Annotated in this window: 17 protein-coding genes; 6 read left to right on the forward strand and 11 right to left on the reverse strand. The window is 61.2% G+C overall.

What is annotated here, in order from left to right; all coding sequences use genetic code 11:
* Nucleotides 1-53: 53 nt before the first annotated feature.
* Nucleotides 54-1,049 (reverse strand): D-cysteine desulfhydrase, encoded by a 996-nt coding sequence (locus J1G35_RS28785; protein ID WP_053140251.1) that lies wholly within the window; start codon nucleotides 1,047-1,049, stop codon nucleotides 54-56.
* Between the two features lie 166 nt (nucleotides 1,050-1,215).
* Here J1G35_RS28785 and epsC point away from each other — a divergent pair, with 166 nt between their 5' ends.
* The 3 genes from epsC (at nucleotide 1,216) to mgrA (ending at nucleotide 5,737) form a co-directional block, all read left to right on the forward strand.
* On the forward strand, nucleotides 1,216-2,142 hold the full coding sequence (gene epsC, locus J1G35_RS28790; RefSeq protein ID WP_223016678.1) for a serine O-acetyltransferase EpsC: 927 nt from the start codon (nucleotides 1,216-1,218) through the stop codon (nucleotides 2,140-2,142).
* A gap of 422 nt (nucleotides 2,143-2,564) precedes the next feature.
* On the forward strand, nucleotides 2,565-4,526 hold the full coding sequence (betT, locus tag J1G35_RS28795) for a choline transporter BetT (RefSeq protein WP_223016684.1): 1,962 nt from the start codon (nucleotides 2,565-2,567) through the stop codon (nucleotides 4,524-4,526).
* A 173-nt stretch (nucleotides 4,527-4,699) separates the two neighbouring features.
* Complete coding sequence (gene mgrA / locus J1G35_RS28800) at nucleotides 4,700-5,737, forward strand: L-glyceraldehyde 3-phosphate reductase (RefSeq protein WP_053140257.1); 1,038 nt, start codon at nucleotides 4,700-4,702, stop codon at nucleotides 5,735-5,737.
* A 65-nt stretch (nucleotides 5,738-5,802) separates the two neighbouring features.
* Here mgrA and tauD read toward each other — a convergent pair whose 3' ends face one another.
* From tauD to J1G35_RS28835, 7 genes are all read right to left on the reverse strand, one after another.
* Nucleotides 5,803-6,639, reverse strand: coding sequence for a taurine dioxygenase (gene tauD / locus J1G35_RS28805; protein ID WP_223016679.1), 837 nt, complete (start codon nucleotides 6,637-6,639; stop codon nucleotides 5,803-5,805).
* 11 nt (nucleotides 6,640-6,650) lie between these two features.
* Nucleotides 6,651-7,487 (reverse strand): taurine ABC transporter permease TauC, encoded by an 837-nt coding sequence (tauC, locus tag J1G35_RS28810; RefSeq protein WP_223016680.1) that lies wholly within the window; start codon nucleotides 7,485-7,487, stop codon nucleotides 6,651-6,653.
* A complete protein-coding gene (gene tauB / locus J1G35_RS28815) occupies nucleotides 7,484-8,263 on the reverse strand; it encodes a taurine ABC transporter ATP-binding subunit (RefSeq protein ID WP_223016681.1) in 780 nt (259 codons plus the stop codon). Before tauB ends, tauC begins: the two co-directional genes overlap by 4 nt.
* 17 nt (nucleotides 8,264-8,280) lie before the next feature.
* On the reverse strand, nucleotides 8,281-9,258 hold the full coding sequence (tauA, locus tag J1G35_RS28820; RefSeq protein WP_223016682.1) for a taurine ABC transporter substrate-binding protein: 978 nt from the start codon (nucleotides 9,256-9,258) through the stop codon (nucleotides 8,281-8,283).
* Nucleotides 9,259-9,446: 188 nt separating this feature from the next.
* Nucleotides 9,447-11,030 (reverse strand): glutamate--cysteine ligase, encoded by a 1,584-nt coding sequence (gshA, locus tag J1G35_RS28825; protein ID WP_053140276.1) that lies wholly within the window; start codon nucleotides 11,028-11,030, stop codon nucleotides 9,447-9,449.
* A 214-nt stretch (nucleotides 11,031-11,244) separates the two neighbouring features.
* Nucleotides 11,245-11,628, reverse strand: a complete 384-nt coding sequence (locus J1G35_RS28830; RefSeq protein WP_053140279.1) for a PaaI family thioesterase — start codon at nucleotides 11,626-11,628, stop codon at nucleotides 11,245-11,247.
* Nucleotides 11,628-13,964: a Tex family protein gene (locus J1G35_RS28835; RefSeq protein WP_053140282.1), complete on the reverse strand. Its 2,337-nt coding sequence runs from the start codon at nucleotides 13,962-13,964 to the stop codon at nucleotides 11,628-11,630. The genes J1G35_RS28830 and J1G35_RS28835 overlap by 1 nt, the downstream gene beginning before the upstream one ends.
* 356 nt (nucleotides 13,965-14,320) lie before the next feature.
* Here J1G35_RS28835 and ompR point away from each other — a divergent pair, with 356 nt between their 5' ends.
* Both ompR and J1G35_RS28845 read left to right on the forward strand, forming a co-directional pair.
* Nucleotides 14,321-15,061, forward strand: coding sequence for a two-component system response regulator OmpR (gene ompR / locus J1G35_RS28840; RefSeq protein ID WP_015373500.1), 741 nt, complete (start codon nucleotides 14,321-14,323; stop codon nucleotides 15,059-15,061).
* Nucleotides 15,062-15,177: 116 nt separating this feature from the next.
* On the forward strand, nucleotides 15,178-16,491 hold the full coding sequence (locus J1G35_RS28845) for an ATP-binding protein (RefSeq protein ID WP_053140284.1): 1,314 nt from the start codon (nucleotides 15,178-15,180) through the stop codon (nucleotides 16,489-16,491).
* Nucleotides 16,492-16,586: 95 nt separating this feature from the next.
* Here the strand turns inward: J1G35_RS28845 and rimK are convergent, their stop codons facing one another.
* Genes rimK through J1G35_RS28860 form a run of 3 tightly spaced genes read right to left on the reverse strand, consistent with a single transcriptional unit; the run spans nucleotide 16,587 to nucleotide 18,764 of the window.
* Nucleotides 16,587-17,492: a 30S ribosomal protein S6--L-glutamate ligase gene (gene rimK, locus J1G35_RS28850; protein ID WP_003171022.1), complete on the reverse strand. Its 906-nt coding sequence runs from the start codon at nucleotides 17,490-17,492 to the stop codon at nucleotides 16,587-16,589.
* Nucleotides 17,489-17,938 carry an ATP-dependent zinc protease gene (locus J1G35_RS28855; protein ID WP_169899741.1) on the reverse strand — a complete coding sequence of 150 codons (450 nt, stop codon included), beginning with the start codon at nucleotides 17,936-17,938 and terminating at the stop codon, nucleotides 17,489-17,491. The genes rimK and J1G35_RS28855 overlap by 4 nt, the downstream gene beginning before the upstream one ends.
* Nucleotides 17,939-17,984: 46 nt before the next feature.
* Nucleotides 17,985-18,764 (reverse strand): EAL domain-containing protein, encoded by a 780-nt coding sequence (locus tag J1G35_RS28860; protein WP_223016683.1) that lies wholly within the window; start codon nucleotides 18,762-18,764, stop codon nucleotides 17,985-17,987.
* A gap of 116 nt (nucleotides 18,765-18,880) precedes the next feature.
* On the opposite strand from J1G35_RS28860, the gene J1G35_RS28865 reads away from it, so the two are divergent.
* Nucleotides 18,881-19,288 (forward strand): S4 domain-containing protein, encoded by a 408-nt coding sequence (locus J1G35_RS28865; RefSeq protein WP_053140288.1) that lies wholly within the window; start codon nucleotides 18,881-18,883, stop codon nucleotides 19,286-19,288.
* The last annotated feature ends 111 nt before the right edge of the window (nucleotides 19,289-19,399 follow it).

The raw sequence follows: 19,399 nt of genomic DNA on the forward strand, positions 1-19,399 counted from the left end.
CTTAACTGACTGGCATTAGGGCAAGCCCCCTCCCACATTTAGCCCGCGTTTATTCAGTTGAAAACAGAGTCATAGGCAAACAACGCCGGTGCTCCACCGGTATGCAGGAAAATAATCGGGCCATCTTCAAAGCGCTGGCGCCCGATGCCGTCCAGCAAACCGGCCATGGCCTTGCCAGTGTAGACCGGGTCCAGCAGCAGGCCTTCCTGGCTCGCCAATAGCTTGACCGCCGAAAGGGTGCCGGCGTTCGGTTCGCCGTAACGGGGGGCGAAATATTCGTCCCACAGGATCACCTTGAACGCGTCGGGGATGTCCACGCCGAGCAACTCGGCCGTGCGTTCGGCCAGGCCCTGGACTTTCGGCAACTGCGCTTCTTCGGTACGCGATACGGTGATGCCGATCACGGGCAGTTGCGGCAGCACTTCACTCAAGGCCAAGGCCAGGCCGCTGTGGGTACCGGCGCTGCCGGAGGCCAGCACCACGGCGGCGAATTCGATGCCGCTGTCTTCGATCTGCCCGGCCAGCTCCAGACCGGCGCGCACATAACCGAGAGCGCCGAGGGCATTGGAGCCGCCGATGGGCACCAGGTACGGCTTCTTGCCGTTGCTGCGCAGGCGATCGGCGAGGGCGTTGAGTTGGTCGTCGACGTTGTCGAGGTTTTCGACCAACTCAACCTTGGCGTCGAACAACTCCAGCAGCAGGCGGTTGCCGTTGCCCAGGTAGTTGGGGTCTTCGGTGCCGGTGGGGTTTTCCAGCAGGGCGACGCAGCCCAGGCCGAGCTTGGCGGCGAGGGCGGCGGTCTGGCGTACGTGGTTGGACTGGATGGCACCGGCGGTCACCAGGGTATCGGCGCCCTGGGCGATGGCATCGGCTGCCAGGTATTCGAGTTTGCGCAGCTTGTTGCCGCCCATGGCCAGTGGCGTGGTGTCGTCGCGCTTGACGTAGATGTCGCGTCCCAACCAGGTCGACAGCCGTTCGAGTTTTTCCAGGGCGGTGGCGCCGCCGAGCAGTTCCAGGCGGTTAAAACGGTCGAGCTGTTGCTTGATCATGGCTACGCACGGTGGCTAAGGGATGAGGCGACTATAGGCAGGCACTTTTCATCGGGCAACCGCCAATCGCTTATGTCGGATGGTTCTTAGCATCGCACCATTGGTTCTTAAGGGCAGTCAGGGCGCATACCGTAAAGTGATGGCCATTACATCAGGAGTGAATACCGTGAGTGAGCGTTCCAGCCATTGGCAATTACAGACCATTGTCAGCCAACTGCGCGGCGCCCGTGACCAGTGGCGAACGCGCAATGGCCGTTTGAGCGGCGAGCATGGCGGCCGCGAATTGCCGTCCCGTGAAGCCGTTGCCCAGATTCTCGAGTCCCTCTGCGGTGCGCTGTTTCCGATGCGCCTGGGGCCGGCAGACTTGCGTGAAGAAAGTGAAGATTTCTACGTCGGCCATACCCTCGACGTCGCGCTGAATGCCTTGCTCGCCCAGGCGCGTCTGGAGTTGCGTTATGCCGCGCGTCAGGGCGGCCAGGACGACAGGCAGATCGACGCCCATGCCATCCGCCTGATCCAGGATTTCGCCCTGGCCTTGCCGTCCTTGCGCAGCCTGCTGGATACCGACGTACTCGCCGCCTACCACGGCGACCCGGCCGCACGCAGTGTGGATGAAGTGCTGCTGTGCTACCCAGGGATCCTGGCGGTGATTCACCATCGCCTGGCCCACCACCTGTACCGCGCCGGCTTGCCGCTGCTGGCACGGATCAGTGCGGAAATCGCCCACTCGGCCACCGGGATCGATATCCACCCCGGTGCGCAGATCGGCCCGAGTTTCTTTATCGACCACGGGACCGGCGTGGTGATCGGCGAAACCGCGATCATCGGCGAGCGCGTGCGTATCTATCAGGCGGTCACGTTGGGGGCCAAGCGCTTCCCGGCGGATGAGGATGGACAGTTGCAGAAGGGCCATCCGCGCCATCCGATTGTCGAGGATGATGTGGTGATCTATGCCGGGGCGACGATCCTCGGGCGCATCACCATCGGCAAGGGCTCGACCATTGGCGGTAACGTGTGGCTGACCCGCAGTGTGCCGGTGGGGGCGAACATTACGCAGGCGAATTTGCAGCATGATGATGGGGCGCAAAAATAGCGCCGGTCTTAAAAATCACACAAAACCCTGTGGGAGGGGGCTTGCTCCCGATAGCGGAGTGTCAGTCAAAAATGAATTGGCTGAACCACCGCCATCGGGAGCAAGCCACCTCCCACATTGAATTGCATTCCAACGTTGAACCGTATTTCAGTCAGTAACCGCTGAACGATTTGCCTCTTCCACCCGTCATACCAATCCTTGAGCTAGTGTAGGAATTATCTACCACTCAGCCCTGCGATTAGTCCCAGACCGCCTACCTATGTTTAACTTGAACGTTCGTTCAAGTTAAACCCGGTGGTTCGCTGCCCGCTCACAACAGGAGGCTTACCTTTGCTGAGTCCGTTTTATACAGCCACATCCCTGATCCTCGGGGTGCATCGTTCATGAGTGCATCGTCTACCCCATCCAGTGGCCTGGTGCGCATGAATGCGCCCGTCTTCTACTTTGCCGCCAGCTTCATTTTGCTGTTCGGCATCACTGTCATCGCTATCCCGCAACAGGCCGGTGCCTGGCTGCTGGCGGCGCAAAACTGGGCGGCCAATACGGTCGGCTGGTACTACATGCTGGCGATGACCCTGTATCTGGTCTTCGTGGTGGTCACCGCGCTATCGGGCTACGGCAAGATAAAACTCGGTGCCGACCACGACGAGCCCGAATTCAGTTACCTGTCCTGGGCCGGCATGTTGTTCGCCGCCGGGATCAGCATCACGCTGTTCTTCTTCTGCGTGTCCGAACCGCTGACGCACCTGGTGCAACCGCCCCAGGGCGAGGCCATGAATGCCGACGCTGCACGCCAGGCCATGCAGGTGCTGTTCCTGCACTGGGGCCTGCACGGCTGGGGCGTGTTTGCCTTTGTCGGCATGGCGCTGGCGTATTTCGCCTACCGGCATAACCTGCCGCTGGCGTTGCGCTCGGCGCTGTACCCGCTGATTGGTAAGCGCATCAACGGCCCTATCGGCTATGCGGTGGATGGCTTCGGCATCATTGCCACGGTGTTCGGCCTCGGTGCCGACATGGGCTTCGGCGTGCTGCACCTCAATTCCGGCCTCGACTACCTGTTCGGCATTGCCCACACCCAGTGGATCCAGGTCGGCTTGATCACCTTGATGATGGGCGCGGCGATCCTCGTCGCCGTGGCGGGCGTCGACAAGGGCGTGCGGGTCATGTCCGACATCAACATGCTGCTGGCCTGTGCGCTGCTGCTGTTCGTGTTGTTCGCCGGGCCCACCCAGCACTTGCTCAACACCCTGATCCAGAACATCGGTGACTACCTGGGCGCGTTGCCGACCAAGAGTTTCGATGTGTACGCCTACGACAAACCGAGCGACTGGCTGGGCGGCTGGACAGTGTTCTACTGGGCCTGGTGGATCGCGTGGTCGCCGTTCGTGGGCCTGTTTATCGCACGCATTTCCCGTGGCCGGACCATCCGCGAGTTCGTGTTCGGCGTGCTGCTGATCCCGTTGGGCTTCACCCTGGCGTGGATGTCAATCTTCGGCAACAGCGCCATCGATCAGGTGCTCAACCACGGTATGACCGCACTCGGTCAGTCGGCCATCGATGATCCATCGATGAGCCTCTACCTGCTGCTGGAAACCTACCCGTGGAGCAAAACGGTCATCGCGGTCACGGTGTTTATCAGCTTCGTGTTCTTCGTCACGTCGGCCGACTCCGGCACCGTGGTGCTCTCGACCCTGTCGTCCAAGGGCGGCAATGCCGACGAAGACGGGCCGAAATGGTTGCGAGTGTTCTGGGGTGCAATGACGGCGCTGGTCACCAGTGCGCTGCTGTTTGCCGGCAGCATTGATTCGCTTAAATCGGCGGTGGTGCTGACCTCGTTGCCGTTCTCGCTGATCCTGTTGCTGATGATGTGGGGGCTGCACAAGGCCTTCTACCTCGAATCGCAAAAGCAGATTGCGCAGTTGCATTCGTTGGCGCCGGTGTCGGGCTCACGCAAAGGCACGGGCGGTTGGCGCCAGCGTTTGAGCCAGGCCGTGCATTTCCCATCGCGGGACGAGGTGTACCGCTTCCTTGAGACCACGGTGCGTCCGGCGATTGAAGAAGTGACCGCGGTGTTTGTCGAAAAAGGCCTCAACGTGGTGACCCAGCCGGACCCGTCCAACGACAGCGTCAGCCTGGAAATCGGTCACGGCGAAGAGCATCCATTCGTGTACCAGGTGCAGATGCGCGGCTATTTCACGCCCTCATTTGCACGCGGCGGCATGGGTTCCAAGCAGCTCAACAATCGCCGCTACTATCGGGCGGAAGTGCACTTGAGCGAGGGCAGCCAGGACTACGACCTGGTCGGCTACACCAAGGAGCAGATCATCAACGACATCCTCGATCAGTACGAACGGCACCTGCAGTTCCTGCATTTGGTGCGTTAAGTTCCGTGGTACCACGGCAGGATGAAAACCGCTTCTATGTCAGCTATGTCGTTCCACTCGGGTAGGAAATTGCTGTAAAACGGAAGGGCAGACTTAAGCGATTCAGCTGGTTAAAAGGCCTGGGAATATGGTTATTCCCAGGCCTTATTTGCCTACGTCCAAGAGAGGATTCGATGACTTACATTGCTGCCGAAAACCGCTATGAATCTATCCCGTATCGCCGCGTAGGCCGCAGTGGATTGGTGCTGCCGGCACTGTCCCTGGGGCTGTGGCACAACTTTGGCGACAGCACCCCGATCGATACCCAGCGCGCCCTGCTGCGCACCGCGTTCGACCTGGGGATCAACCACTTCGACCTGGCCAACAACTACGGCCCACCCTACGGCAGCGCCGAGATCAACTTCGGTCGTTTGCTGCGCGAAGACTTCAAGCACTACCGCGACGAATTGATCATCTCCAGCAAGGCTGGATGGGACATGTGGCCGGGCCCTTACGGCCAGGGCGGCGGCTCGCGCAAATACGTGCTGGCAAGCCTCGACCAGAGCCTGCAACGCCTGGGCGTCGACTACGTGGACATTTTCTACTCTCACCGTTTTGATGCCGACACGCCCCTGGAAGAAACCGCCAGCGCCCTCGCCACCGCCGTGCAACAGGGCAAGGCGTTGTACATCGGTATCTCGTCTTACTCCGGGGTGAAAACCCGCGAAATCGCCGCCCTGCTCAAAGAGTGGAAAGTGCCGCTGCTGATCCACCAACCGGCCTACAACCTGCTCAACCGCTGGGTGGAAAAAGACCTGCTGGACACCACCGAAGAGCTCGGCGCCGGAGTGATTGCCTTCACGCCGCTGGCCCAGGGCTTGCTCACCGACAAGTACCTCAACGGCGTGCCGGCCGACGCACGGGTCAACCGTCCGGGGGGTGGTTCGTTGCAGGCCAAGCACCTGTCGGAAGCCAACATCGCCCACGTACGTGCGCTGAACGAAATCGCCCAGCGCCGCGGTCAGAGCCTGGCGCAATTGGCACTCGCCTGGACCCTGCGCGACCCACGTGTGACCAGCGCACTGATCGGTGCCAGCCGGCCGGAGCAGATCATCGAGAACGTCGGCGCGTTGAAGAACCTGAGCTTCAGTGCGGAAGAACTGGCGGAGATCGATCGGTTTGCGCAGGAAGGTGGAATCAACTTGTGGGAAAAGCCATCCAGCGCTGAATAACCTGACACCGCTGGGTCAATGTGGGAGGGGGCAAGCCCTCTCCCACATTTGATTTGCAGTGTGGTTTAGAACGGCACATCCCCAAGAATCGTCGCCCGATGCATTACCCGCCGTTGCGGCCGGTAGTCATCCACCGCGTAATGCTGGGTCACGCGGTTATCCCAGAAGGCCACGTCGTTCTCCTGCCAGCGCCAGCGGAGGGTGAATTCCGGGCGAGTGGCGTGGGCGAACAGCAGCTTCAAAATCGCTTCGCTCTCCGCCGGCTCCAGTTCATTGATCCTGGTGGTAAACCCATCACTGACAAACAGCGACTTACGCCCGCTCACCGGATGCGTGCGCACTACCGGGTGCGACAGCGGTGGGTTTTTCTTGCGGGTTTCTTCCCAGCGCGCCAGGTCTTCGGCGGTGTTGCCAAAGCGTTCCAGCGGAAAGGATTTGGTGAAGTCGTGGGTAGCCGTCAGCCCATTGAGCAACCGCTTCAACGGCTCGGACAATGCCTCATACGCCGCGATGCCACTGGCCCACAGCGTATCGCCACCAAACGCTGGCAACAGCTTGGCGCTGAGTACCGCGCCGAGGGCCGGGGTGGGCAGGAAGGTCACGTCGGTGTGCCATACGGCGTTGTCGCGCACGTCGGTGACGGCGGTGTCGAGGATCAGCACGTCGGGCTGTTCCGGCACGTTGGGGTAGATCGGGTGGATGTGCAGGTCGCCAAAATTCGCCGCGAACCGCGCCTGTTGCTGCGGGGTGATCGGTTGGCCACGGAAGAACAGCACCGAGTGGCTGAGTAACGCCTGCTCGATGGCATCGCGGTGTTCGGCGCTCAGCGGCTGGGTGATATCGACGCCACTGATCTGGGCGCCCAAGGCGATGCTCAAGGGGGTAACGGTCAGGCTGCTCATGCGGTTCTCACTCAATGTGCCTGGCCATGCCAGGGCACTAACTTACGCTGCAGGGCACGCAGGCCCATTTCCATGGCGAAGGCGATCAGGGCGATCACCAGGATCCCCAGCACCACCACATCGGTGACCAGGAACTGCGCCGCCGACTGCACCATGAAACCCAGGCCACTGGTGGCCGCGATCAGCTCGGCGGCGACCAGGGTCGACCAGCCCACACCCAGGCCGATGCGCACACCGGTGAGGATGTCGGGCAGGGCGCTCGGCAGGATCACATGGCGAATCAGCTGGGCACGGGTGGCGCCCAGCGACTGCGCCGCGCGTAGCTTGGCCGGGTCGACGGTGCGCACGCCGGTCGCGGTGGCGATGGCGATGGGCGCAAAGATCGCCAGGTAAATCAGCAGCACCTTGGACAGCTCGCCGATACCGCACCAGATCACGATCAACGGCAGGTAAGCCAGGGGCGGAATCGGCCGGTAAAACTCGATCAGCGGGTCGAGAATGCCGCGGGCGATGCGGTTGGAACCGATGGCAATCCCCACCGGTACGGCGGTCAGCACCGCGAAGCCCAGGCCCAGGCCGATCCGGCTGAGGCTCGCGCCCAGGTGCTGCCACAAGGTGGAATCCATATAGCCCGTGGTCGCCAGCAGCCAGCCTTTTTGCAGCACGGCCGAGGGCGGTGGTAGGAACAACGGTTCGATCAGGCCGGTGGCAGTCACGGCCCACCAAAGGGCCAGCAGAGCAATCAGGGTCAACAGGCTGATCCAGCGTGTGCTCAGGCTGCGCCGCACCGGGATAACTGTGTGGGCCGCTGGCTTGGCGGCGGTGGCGGGGAGTTCGTAGCTGCTCATGCGGACACCTGCCGTTGCGAGAACACTTTGCCCAGCACGTGCTCACGGGTTTCGATAAAGCGCGGGTCGGACTTGATCGCCCGCGCCGCCTCACCGGCGGCGTAGCGCTGGCCGAAGTCCAGGTGCAGGCGTTCGACGATCTGCCCCGGGTTGGGCGCCAGCAGGATCAGGTCGGTGGCGAGGAACACCGCTTCTTCGATGTCATGGGTAATCAGGAACACCGGCTTGGCCGTGCGTCGCCAGACTTGCAGCAACAGTTCCTGCATCTGTTCGCGGGTGAAGGCATCGAGGGCGCCGAAGGGTTCGTCCATCAGCAGCACGCGCGGGTCGGCGGCCAGCGCTCGCGCCAGGCCGACACGCTGTTTCTGGCCGCCAGAAAGCTGCCAGATACGGCGGCTGTCGAAGCCGGCAAGGTCAACCAGGGCGAGCATTTCCCGGGCGCGCACTTCACGCTGCGCCTTGGGCACGCCGGCCAGTTCCAGGCCGAAACCGACGTTGGCCAGCACGTCCTGCCAGGGCAGCAGGGCGTCGTCCTGGAACACCACGCCGCGTTCGGCGCTGGGGCCTTTGACCGGCACGCCATCGAGGGTGATGCGCCCGGCAGAAGGCTCGACAAAGCCGGCAATCAGGTTCAACAGCGAAGTCTTGCCACTGCCGGACGGGCCGAGAGCCACCAGCAACTGCTGGGGCCCCAGGTCGAGTGAAATATCGGACAGTACCGGTTCTGTGGCGCCTGGGTACTGTGCGCTGATGCGCTCCAGTTGTAGCAAGGCCATCGCGATGAACTCCTGGATCAGTTGGTGATGAACTTGGCGCTGACGTAAGGGGCGTAGTCCGGCAGCACGGCGTCGACCTTGCCTTGTTCCTTGAGGAACGCAGCGGTATTGGTCACGGCCTTGGTGGTCGGTGCGCCCAGCAGAGTGACTTGGTCAGCGGCCAGTGGGTAGACGTTGCCTTGCAGCAGCAGCGGGATGTCACTGGCCTTGGCGCCGGAGAGTTTCACCAGTTTGTCGACGTTGCCTTTGTCCGCGAGCCAGGCTTGTGGGTCTTTGCGGTAGGCGGCGTAGGCATCCAGGGTGACTTTGGCAAAGGCTGTGACGATTTCCGGGTGCTTCTCGGCGAAATCCTTACGCACGATCCACGCATCGAAGGTCGGCGCGCCGAACTTGGCCAGCTCGCCGGAGGTGATCAGCACCTTGCCGTTTTCCTTGGCCACGCCCAGGGCCGGGTCCCATACGTAAGTGGCGTCGATGTCGCCGCGCTTCCAGGCCGCGATGATCGCCGGCGGTGCGAGGTTGAGGATGGTCACTTTCGATGGGTCGATGTTCCAGTGCTTCAGCGCGGCCAACAGGCTGTAGTGGCCGGTGGAAACGAAGGGTACGGCGACTTTCTTGCCGATCAGGTCCTGGGGGCTGTTGATCCCGGAACCATTGCGCGCCACCAGGGCTTCGGCACCGCCAATCTGGGTGGCAACCAGGAAAGTTTCCACCGGCACTTTGCGGGTGATCGCGGCGGTCAGAGGGCTGGAGCCGAGGTAGCCGATCTGCACGTCGCCGGAGGCGATGGCGGCGATGATGTCGGCGCCATTATCGAATTTGCGCCAGTCGATCTTGGCGTTGGTGGCTTTTTCATACGCGCCGTCGGCCTGGGCGACTTTGGCCGGGTCTACGGTGGTCTGGTAGGCGATGGTCACATCCGCCGCCTGGGCAAACAGGCTGGCACCGGCCAGGGACAACGCCGCCAAGAGGCGCAGTGGGGTTAAAAGTTTCACGGGGAAGCTCCTCAATCAGGCGGCCGAGGGTCGGCGTGTGAGGAGACTAAATGATCTAAGAATCCGAAAATAAATAACATTTTCGAATTAGCTTATGGGCGAAAGGTTGAAGCGAATCTTGAGCTTGATGAGGGCAAATGTGGGAGGGGCTTGCCCCCTCCCACATTTTGAGCCGGGTTCGGCTTCGGTTAGTTGCTGATCGCCAGAATGCTCGCCTGGTACGACCCGACAAACACGTCAAAATCGCCCACTTCGTTCTGCTCCAGCTCCGCCTGTTGCGCCAGCGAGGTGCGCGCCAGTTCCTCAAAGCGGGCCTGTTCTTCAGCCGGCAACGGCTCGCGGCGGAAGTACTCGGCATGCACCTCGCTCTGATGCAGGGAGAACTGTGCAAAGCTCTCTTTGCGCTCGGCCATCGCCGCCAATACCTGGGCCGAAGGGGTCAGGGAAGGGTCCTTGACCTTGGCCAACTGGGCGTCCAGCGCCTGGCTGTGTTCGGTGATGCCGTGGCTTTCATCAAGCAGCGCAGCCAACGGGGCAATCTTCTCCAGCAGCTCGGTAGCCCATTCCTTCATGTCCACGGCCTGGCCCTTGCGCTGCAATTGCAGGCCTGGGCGCCGACCTTCCTTGACCACGCTGAGGAAGTTGGACGTGGCGTTGCCGCACTCGTTATCGGCGAACAGTGGGCTGTCGTTCAGCGCGCAGTACAACAGGAATGCGTCGAGGAAACGCGACTCCGGCAGGTCGATGCCCATCGGCAGGAACGGGTTGATGTCCAGGCAGCGCACTTCGATGTACTGGATGCCACGGGCCATCAGCGCCTGGATCGGCCGCTCGCCGGTGTAGGTCACGCGCTTGGGCCGGATGTTGGAGTAGTACTCGTTTTCGATCTGCAGGATGTTGGTGTTGAGTTGTACCCACTCACCGTCCTTATGGGTGCCGACTTCGACATAGGGCGCGTAGGGCGTTGCCACCGCTTCGCGCAGGCTGTCGGTGTAGCTGCTCAGGTCGTTGTAGCACGGCGTCAGGCCGGCCTGGGCGTTGCTCTGGTAACCCAGGTCGCTCATGCGCAGGCTGGTGGCGTACGGCAGGTACAGGGTGTCGGCGTCGAGCACTTCCAATTGGTGCGAGCGACCGCGCAGGAAACCCGCGTCCAGGGCCGGCGAGGCCCCGAACAGGTACATCAGCAGCCAGCTGTAGCGGCGAAAGTTGCGGATCAGCGCGATATAGGCGGTGGACTGATAGTCGCGGTCGGTGCCGACGAAGCCCTCAGTCTCCTTGAGCAGCGGCCACAACTGTTCCGGCAGGGAAAAGTTGTAGTGGATGCCGGCAATGCACTGCATGGTCTTGCCGTAGCGCAGGGCCAGGCCCTTGCGGTACACGTACTTGAGCTGTCCGATATTGGAGGTGCCGTAGTAGGCAATCGGAATGTCTTCCTCGGCCGGCAATGGGCACGGCATCGAGGGGCTCCACAGGTATTCGCTGCCGAGCTTGGTGTAGGCAAAGCGATGGATCTTTTCCAGGCTGCTCAGGGTATCGGCCGGGTTGGGCAGGGCCGGGGTAATGAACTCCAGCAGCGATTCCGAGTAGTCGGTGGTGATCTGTTCATGGGTCAACGCGGCGCCCAGGGCTTCGGGGTGCGGCGTTTGCGCCAGGCGACCGTCACCGGTGACACGTAGGCATTCACGCTCGATGCCGTGCAAGCACTGCTCTAGCAGGGAGAGGTGTTCGCGCTTGCCGAGCAGAGCCAGGCGGCGGTTGAGAAGTTCGCTCAAGTTGGATTCCTTCACGCGTCAGTCGCCCCAATATGGGGGTGGGCAGGACGGTCTACAAGGGTGAAGTTAAAACTGGCGTTATCGCCTGGTTTTGAGTCGATTTGACTCGCTTTGAAAAAGCCTCCTTCACTCCATGAATTGGGCTATGGCGCAGCAAGAAAATTCCGACGCTGTTGTCGCAGCGCCGAAATTAACTCAAATCGGGGGCGGGGAGCTATAGGACAGCGAAGGTGCCCTGTGCTTTTGCGACAAGCCTTTCGTCCTGGTACACCTCGGCTTCGACCACCAGCGTGCGCCGGCCGGCGTGAATCACGCGGCTGGTGCACAGCACATCACCGTCTTCCACGGCGCGGATGTAGTTGATCTTGCATTCGATGGTCGCGCTCTGCTGATCAAAACCATGGGCGCTGGAACAGGCCAGCCCCATGGTGATGTCCACCAGACTGAAAATCGCCCCGCCGTGGAGCTTGCCCGCGCGGTTGCGCAGGTGCGGCTCCAGAGTCAGGGCCACTTCGGCAACGCCTTCTTCAAGGCGTTGCAGGCGGCAGCCGATCAGTTCGCTGAACGCGCTCTGGGTCAAACCGGCGGGGATTTCCATCAGCGTTTCTTCAACTGCTTGGCGTTGGCAAACAGCGAGGCCATGGCGTTGTTGCTTGGCGCTGCGGTGGCGGTTTCCTTGCGCGGTTGGCTGTTTTCAGAGCGGTTCTGCGATTGGCGCGGCGACGAGCCAGGGCGTGCACCACGGGCGCCGTCGATTTTCTCGCCTGGGGTGTCGCTCATGCGCATCGACAGGCCAACGCGTTTGCGCGGGATGTCGACTTCCATGACCTTGACCTTGACCACATCTCCGGCCTTCACTGCTTCGCGCGGATCCTTGATGAACTTCTCCGAAAGCGCAGAGATGTGCACCAAACCGTCCTGATGCACGCCGATGTCCACAAAGGCGCCGAAGTTGGTCACGTTGGTGACCACGCCTTCGAGAATCATGCCCAGTTGCAGGTCCTTGAGGTCTTCGACGCCGTCCTGGAACTCGGCGGTCTTGAACTCGGGACGTGGGTCGCGGCCAGGTTTTTCCAGCTCTTGCAGGATGTCGGTGATGGTCGGCACGCCGAAGGTTTCGTCGGTGTACTTCTTTGGGTCCAGGCGCTTGAGGAACGCGGCGTCGCCGATCAGCGAGCGGATGTCGCGGTCGGTCTCGGCGGCGATGCGTTGCACCAGCGGATAGGCTTCCGGGTGAACGGCGGACGAGTCCAGCGGGTTGTCGCCGTTCATCACGCGTAGGAAGCCGGCGGCTTGCTCGAAGGTTTTTTCACCCAGGCGTGCGACTTTTTTCAGCGCGGCGCGGGTTTTGAAGGCGCCGTTTTCGTCGCGGTGCGTGACGATGTTCTGCGCCAGGGTGGCATTGAGGCCGGAAATACGCGCCAGCAGCGCCACGGAGGCGGTGTTCACGTCCACGCCCACGGCGTTTACGCAGTCTTCCACCACCGCATCCAGGCCGCGCGCCAGTTTCAGCTGCGACACGTCGTGCTGGTACTGGCCGACGCCAATGGATTTAGGATCGATTTTAACCAGCTCTGCCAGCGGATCCTGCAGGCGACGGGCGATGGACACCGCGCCACGGATCGACACGTCGAGGTCCGGGAATTCCTTGGAGGCCAGTTCCGATGCCGAGTACACCGAAGCACCGGCTTCGGAGACCATCACCTTGGTCATCTTCATGGCTGGGTATTTTTTGATCAGCTCGGCGGCCAGCTTGTCGGTTTCACGGCTGGCAGTGCCGTTGCCGATGGCGATCAGGTCCACCGAATGCTTGGCGCACAGGGCGGCCAGGATGGCGAGGGTCTGGTCCCATTTGTTGTGCGGTACGTGTGGGTATACGGTGGCGTGGTCCAGCAGCTTGCCGGTGGCATCGACCACGGCGACCTTGCAGCCGGTGCGCAGGCCCGGGTCGAGGCCCAGGGTGGCGCGCGGGCCGGCCGGGGCGGCCAGCAGCAGGTCGTGCAGGTTGTGGGCGAATACGTTGATCGCCTCGGTTTCGGCGCCGTCGCGCAACTCGCCGAGCAGGTCGGTTTCCAGGTGGGTGTAGAGCTTGACCTTCCAGGTCCAGCGCACGACTTCACCGAGCCACTTGTCCGCAGGACGATTCTGATTCTGGATGCCGAATTGTTGGCCGATCATGCCTTCGCACGGGTGCATGGTGCCCGGCAACTCGTCGCCGACTTTAAGTGCGGAGCTGAGAATGCCTTCGTTGCGGCCACGGAAAATCGCCAGCGCACGGTGGGACGGCATGCTTTTCAGCGGTTCGTCGTGTTCGAAGTAGTCGCGGAACTTGGCGCCTTCTTCCTCTTTGCCGGCGATGACGCGGGCGCTGAGGGTGGCTTCCTGTTTCAGATAGCTGCGCAGTTTTTCCAGCAGGTTGGCGTCTTCGGCGAAGCGCTCCATCAGGATGTACTTGGCGCCTTCGAGGGCGGCCTTGACGTCGGCAACGCCTTTTTCAGCGTTGACGAAGCGCGCGGCTTCGGTGTCCGGGGTCAGCGACGGGTCGTTGAACAGGCCGTCGGCCAGTTCGCCCAGGCCGGCTTCCAGGGCAATCTGGCCCTTGGTGCGGCGCTTCTGTTTGTACGGCAGGTAGAGGTCTTCGAGGCGGGTCTTGGTGTCGGCGAGCTTGATGTCGCGCTCGAGTTGGGGGGTTAGCTTGCCCTGTTCCTCGATGCTGGCGAGGATGCTGATGCGCCGTTCGTCGAGTTCTCGCAGGTAGCGCAGGCGCTCTTCCAGGTGCCGCAGCTGGATGTCGTCGAGGCTGCCGGTGACTTCTTTTCGGTAACGGGCGATGAAGGGCACCGTGGAGCCTTCATCCAGTAGAGCGACGGCCGCTTCGACCTGTTGTGGGCGTACACCGAGTTCCTCGGCGATGCGGCTGTTGATGCTGTCCATAAAACCACCTGAAATTCTTAGAAGCAGCTCGCAGGCCCGGAACACAAGGCCTTGCGCAGCTGGTTGAGCGGCCCGACTGGCGCCGCTACCTGGGTCAAGAGGCAGCCTATTGACCCTCGAAATCGGAAAAATCGCGACAAGCGGGTAAAAAAAGCCCGGCAGTAAACGGTCATGATCTGACGTTGCCCTGCAGGAAGGCGCCGCATTATAACCAGCGTTCTGTTGTTGAGGGCTACTGCGCAGGTGGTTGTAGGGCACGGGTTTGCTGGCAGTCGAGGAAAAATCTGCTAACAATGCACACGGTGCGTATAACGACAGCTACGCCATAATGCGCGCCGAGATAAGAGGAGCATCCAATGAGCAGCACTGCACAAACTGCTGAAGGCGAAAAAATTCTCATCGTTGATGACGATCCGGGGCTGAGCAGCCTGCTGGAGCGTTTCTTCAATTCCAAGGGCTACCGTGCCCGCGCGGTGCCGAACACCGAGCAGATGGACCGCCTCCTGGGGCGCGAAGTATTCAACCTGGTCGTACTCGACCTGATGCTGCCCGGCGAAGACGGCCTGACCGCCTGCAAGCGCCTGCGCGGCGCGAACAACCAGATTCCAATCATCATGCTCACCGCCAAGGGCGATGAGCTGAGCCGCATCAAGGGCCTTGAACTGGGCGCTGATGACTACCTGGCCAAGCCCTTCAACCCAGATGAGTTGATGGCGCGGGTCAAAGCCGTATTGCGTCGTCAGGCACCGCCGGTACCGGGCGCGCCGGGCAGCGAAGACGAAAGCGTTACGTTTGGCGATTACGAACTGTCGCTGGCGACCCGCGAACTCAAGCGCGGCGACGAAGTGCATATGCTCACCACTGGCGAATTCGCAGTGCTCAAGGCCCTGGTGATGAACGCGCGTCAGCCGCTGACCCGCGACAAGCTGATGAACCTGGCCCGCGGTCGGGAATGGGACGCCCTGGAGCGCTCCATCGACGTGCAGATTTCCCGTCTGCGCCGGATGATCGAGCCGGACCCGTCCAAACCTCGGTATATCCAGACGGTATGGGGCGTGGGTTATGTGTTTGTGCCGGATGGCACCGCAACCAAGTGACCGATGATTTGCAGGGCGGGCATCCTGGCGTTTGACTCCATGAGGGTCGACGGGATGTCCGGCGTCTGCAATTCTGCGAGCGCCGCTCGTTCCTGCAAGGTGTCCAGCTGTCTTCTATGAAAACCCCTCTGTGGTTCCCGCAAAGTTTCTTCTCCCGCACCCTTTGGCTGGTGCTGATCGTCGTGCTGTTTTCCAAGGCGCTGACACTGGTTTATCTGTTGATGAACGAAGACGTGCTGGTGGATCGGCAGTACAGCCACGGTGTCGCCCTGACGCTGCGGGGTTATTGGGCTGTAGACCCTGAGAACCGGGAAAAAGTAGCCAAGGCGTCGACGTTGACCCGTGTTGACGGGGCCGGCGTACCTGAGGGTGAACAGCATTGGCCTTACAGCGAGATCTACCAGCGCCAGATGCAGGCCGAACTCGGCGAGGACACCGAGGTGCGCTTGCGCATGCATGTTTCACCTGCGCTGTGGGTGAGGGCCCCGAGCCTGGGCGATGCCTGGATCAAGGTTCCGCTGTATCCGCATCCTTTGCGGGGGCAGAAGATCTGGAACGTGTTGGGCTGGTTCCTGGCCATCGGCTTGCTTTCCACTGCGTCCGCGTGGATTTTTGTCCGTCAGCTTAACCAACCGCTTAAACGCCTGGTGTTTGCCGCCCGCCAGTTGGGCCAGGGGCGCAGCGTGCGCCTGCCGGTCAGCGATACGCCCAGTGAAATGACCGAAGTGTATGGCGCCTTCAATCAGATGGCGGAGGACGTCGAACAGGCTGGGCGCGAACGCGAGCTGATGCTGGCGGGGGTGTCCCATGACTTGCGCACGCCATTGACGCGATTGCGCTTGTCCCTGGAGCTGATGGGCAACCATAGCGACCTCACTGACGACATGGTTCGTGATATCGAAGACATGGACGCGATTCTCGACCAGTTCCTGGCGTTTATCCGCGATGGGCGTGACGAGGTGGTGGAGGAAGTCGATCTCACGGATCTGGTGCGTGAGGTTGTCGCGCCCTACAACCAGAATGGCGAGCAGGTGCGCATGCGCCTGGAACCTATCCAGCCGTTTGCGCTGCGTCGTGTATCCATGAAGCGTCTGCTGAATAACTTGATTGGTAATGCGTTGCACCATGCCGGCTCCGATGTGGAGGTGGCCGCCTACGTCTCCGGCGACAGTGCCGCGCCTTATGTGGTGCTGAGTGTGATGGACCGTGGCACGGGGATTGATCCGGCGGAACTGGAAGGTATCTTCAACCCGTTTACCCGTGGCGACCGTGCCAGGGGCGGCAAAGGGACTGGGCTGGGGCTGGCGATTGTGCGGCGGATTGCTTCGATGCATGGCGGCAATGTTGAACTGCGCAACCGCGAGGGTGGTGGTCTTGAGGCGCGGGTGCGCTTGCCGCTTGGACTGATGCTGCCAAGAGATGCGGTATAGAAACGCTGCAAGTTTCAAGCTTAAAGCCGCAAGAGAAAGGCAGGCAGCTTTTGCCCTTTCTTGCAGCTTATAGCTTGAAGCTAACAGCCGCGTCTCTAACCCTTGCCCTTGGTCCTGGTCATATTCGGTCCACCATTCTTCTCCAGATGCTGAATGATGATCCCCGCCACATCCTTGCCGGTGGTGGTCTCGATTCCTTCCAGGCCCGGCGACGAGTTCACCTCCATCACCAGCGGGCCGTGGTTGGAGCGCAGGATGTCCACGCCCGCTACCGCCAGCCCCATCACCTTTGCCGCCCGCAGCGCGGTCATGCGTTCTTCCGGGGTGATCTTGATCAGGCTGGCGCTGCCGCCACGGTGCAGGTTGGAGCGAAACTCTCCGGGCTTGGCCTGGCGCTTCATCGCTGCAATCACCTTGTCGCCCACCACGAAGCAGCGGATATCCGCACCGCCGGCTTCCTTGATGTACTCCTGGACCATGATGTTCTGCTTGAGGCCCATGAACGCCTCGATCACGGATTCCGCGGCTGTCGCGGTTTCACACAGCACCACACCGATGCCCTGGGTGCCTTCGAGCACCTTGATCACCAGCGGCGCGCCATTGACCATTTCAATCAGGTCTGGGATGTCGTCGGGGGAGTGGGCAAAACCGGTGACCGGCAGGCCGATACCCCGGCGCGACAGCAGTTGCAATGAGCGTAATTTGTCCCTCGATCGCGCAATGGCCACCGATTCATTGAGGGGAAAAACCCCCATCATTTCGAACTGGCGCAGCACCGCGCAGCCATAGAACGTCACCGAGGCGCCGATACGCGGGATTACCGCATCAAACCCCTCCAGCGGTTTGCCGCGGTAATGGATCTGCGGCTTATGGCTGGCAATGTTCATATAGGCACGCAACGTGTCGATCACCACCATTTCATGGCCACGTTCGGTGCCGGCCTCGACCAGGCGGCGGGTGGAATACAGACGCGGGTTTCGCGACAGCACAGCAATCTTCATGCAGCACCTGGGGCAGAAATAGTAGAGACCGGGAACACCGGCTTGTCTTGAACGTACTTGACGCCGGGATTGACCACCAGGTGGCCGTCAATCAGCGCCTTGGAACCCAGCAACAGGCGGTAACGCATGGCTTTGCGGCAGGCCAGGGTGAACTCCACCCGCCATACCCGATCACCCAACGCCAGGGTGGTACTGATTACATAGCGCACCTGCGCATGGCCGTTGGAGCTCTTGATGGTTTTCATCGTCACCAGCGGCGCTTCGCAGCGGCGGTGTCGCAGTTGCACAACGCTGCCCAGGTGCGCGGTAAAGCGCACCCACTTCTCACCGTCGCGCTCAAAAGGCTCGATGTCGGTGGCGTGCAGGCTGGAGGTGCTGGCACCGGTGTCGATCTTTGCACGCAGGCCTGCCACTCCCAGGTCGGGAAGTGCCACCCACTCACGCAGACCCACAACGGTCAAATGGTCAAATGTCTTCAATATGGGTAACCGGTCAATTCGCCCAGGCGTGAGGGGAAACCTCCGCCAGGGCTTTGAATGCGGGCTTGGCGAACCAGTAGCCCTGCATCAGAAATATTCCACAGTCAGACAGAAAGTCGCGCTCGCCGGCACTTTCGATGCCTTCGGCGATGACAGTAACGCCCAACTGCTCACAGATTGTGACAATCCCCTGGACGATCACCTGACGGACACGATCCTGATCGACATCGCGGATCAGCGCCATATCGAGTTTGATCAAGTCAGGTTGGAAATCGGCCAGCAGATTCAGCCCCGAATAGCCCGCGCCGAAATCATCGATGGCGGTCTTGAAGCCGAATTCGCGGTATTCACGCAGAATATTCGTCAAATGGCGATAGTTATCTACATGCTCGCTTTCCAGTGTCTCGAAAATCAGTTGGTCCAGCGGAAAATTGTGCGCGCGAGCCGCTTCCAGGGTGCTGCGAATGCACAACTCCGGACGGTACACGGCGTTGGGCATGAAATTGATTGAAAGGTGGGTTTGCATCCCCAAGGCCGAAGCGCCCGCGATCGCCTGGGTGCGGCAACGCTGGTCGAAACGGTATCGATTGGTGTCGTTAACCTGCTGCAGCACTGACATCGCCCCTTCGCCATTGACGCCGCGTACCAGGGCTTCGTTGGCAAAAATCGAATGGTCTCTAAGGTCTACGATGGGCTGATAGGCGAAAGCAAACTCGAAACCCAGGGGCTCGCTCTGCTGGCAGCCCACACACCGCTGGTTAGGCGAGGTGAGTGAAGTGGGAAAATCGGTCACAGTATGTCCTCGCGAAAACAGGGTGCTACCTGGCGTATCTTAGGTGAGCCTTGGGGTTTATGCGTCGAAGGGTTTCAACGGTAAAGTTGCGACATTTTTCAGAGCGAGGAATTCAAGTGGCTCAGAAGCAGGAAGAGGAAGAAAAGGTCCGTCTGGACAAGTGGCTGTGGGCGGCGCGTTTCTTTAAAACCCGTGCCTTGGCCAAAGCCGCGATTGAGAGTGGCAAAGTGCATCATCGCGGCGAGCGCTGCAAGCCGGGCAAAGAGCCACGCGTCGGTGATGAGTTGCAGATTCGCATCGGTTTTGATGAAAAGACCGTGGTGGTCCAGGCGCTTTCCGTTGTGCGTCGTGGTGCACCTGAAGCGCAGACGCTGTACACAGAGACTGAAGCGAGCATCGCCAAGCGCGAAAACGCTGCGGCCATGCGCAAGGCGGGTGCTACCGGCATGACCACCGATGGCAAGCCGAGCAAGAAGCAGCGCCGCGACCTGTTCAAGTTTCGCGGCAGTGGCAATGATGACTAGTGCTCACACGAGCTGACCTTTGTGGCGAGCGGGCTTGCCCCGCGTTGGGCTGCGAAGCGGCCCTAAAACCAACCACCTCGATGTGCCTGAAAAAATGTGGAGGGTCTGGAT

The sequence above is a fragment of the Pseudomonas sp. SH10-3B genome (assembly GCF_019891415.1).
Taxonomy (GTDB): domain Bacteria; phylum Pseudomonadota; class Gammaproteobacteria; order Pseudomonadales; family Pseudomonadaceae; genus Aquipseudomonas.

Coding starts and splice junctions, on each gene's coding strand:
- J1G35_RS28785 (WP_053140251.1), bottom strand. CDS start 1,049: ATGATCAAGCAACAGCTCGACCGTTTTAACCGCCTGGAACTGCTCGGC.
- betT (WP_223016684.1), top strand. CDS start 2,565: ATGAATGCGCCCGTCTTCTACTTTGCCGCCAGCTTCATTTTGCTGTTC.
- mgrA (WP_053140257.1), top strand. CDS start 4,700: ATGACTTACATTGCTGCCGAAAACCGCTATGAATCTATCCCGTATCGC.
- tauD (WP_223016679.1), bottom strand. CDS start 6,639: ATGAGCAGCCTGACCGTTACCCCCTTGAGCATCGCCTTGGGCGCCCAG.
- tauC (WP_223016680.1), bottom strand. CDS start 7,487: ATGAGCAGCTACGAACTCCCCGCCACCGCCGCCAAGCCAGCGGCCCAC.
- tauB (WP_223016681.1), bottom strand. CDS start 8,263: ATGGCCTTGCTACAACTGGAGCGCATCAGCGCACAGTACCCAGGCGCC.
- J1G35_RS28830 (WP_053140279.1), bottom strand. CDS start 11,628: ATGGAAATCCCCGCCGGTTTGACCCAGAGCGCGTTCAGCGAACTGATC.
- J1G35_RS28835 (WP_053140282.1), bottom strand. CDS start 13,964: ATGGACAGCATCAACAGCCGCATCGCCGAGGAACTCGGTGTACGCCCA.
- ompR (WP_015373500.1), top strand. CDS start 14,321: ATGAGCAGCACTGCACAAACTGCTGAAGGCGAAAAAATTCTCATCGTT.
- J1G35_RS28845 (WP_053140284.1), top strand. CDS start 15,178: ATGAAAACCCCTCTGTGGTTCCCGCAAAGTTTCTTCTCCCGCACCCTT.
- rimK (WP_003171022.1), bottom strand. CDS start 17,492: ATGAAGATTGCTGTGCTGTCGCGAAACCCGCGTCTGTATTCCACCCGC.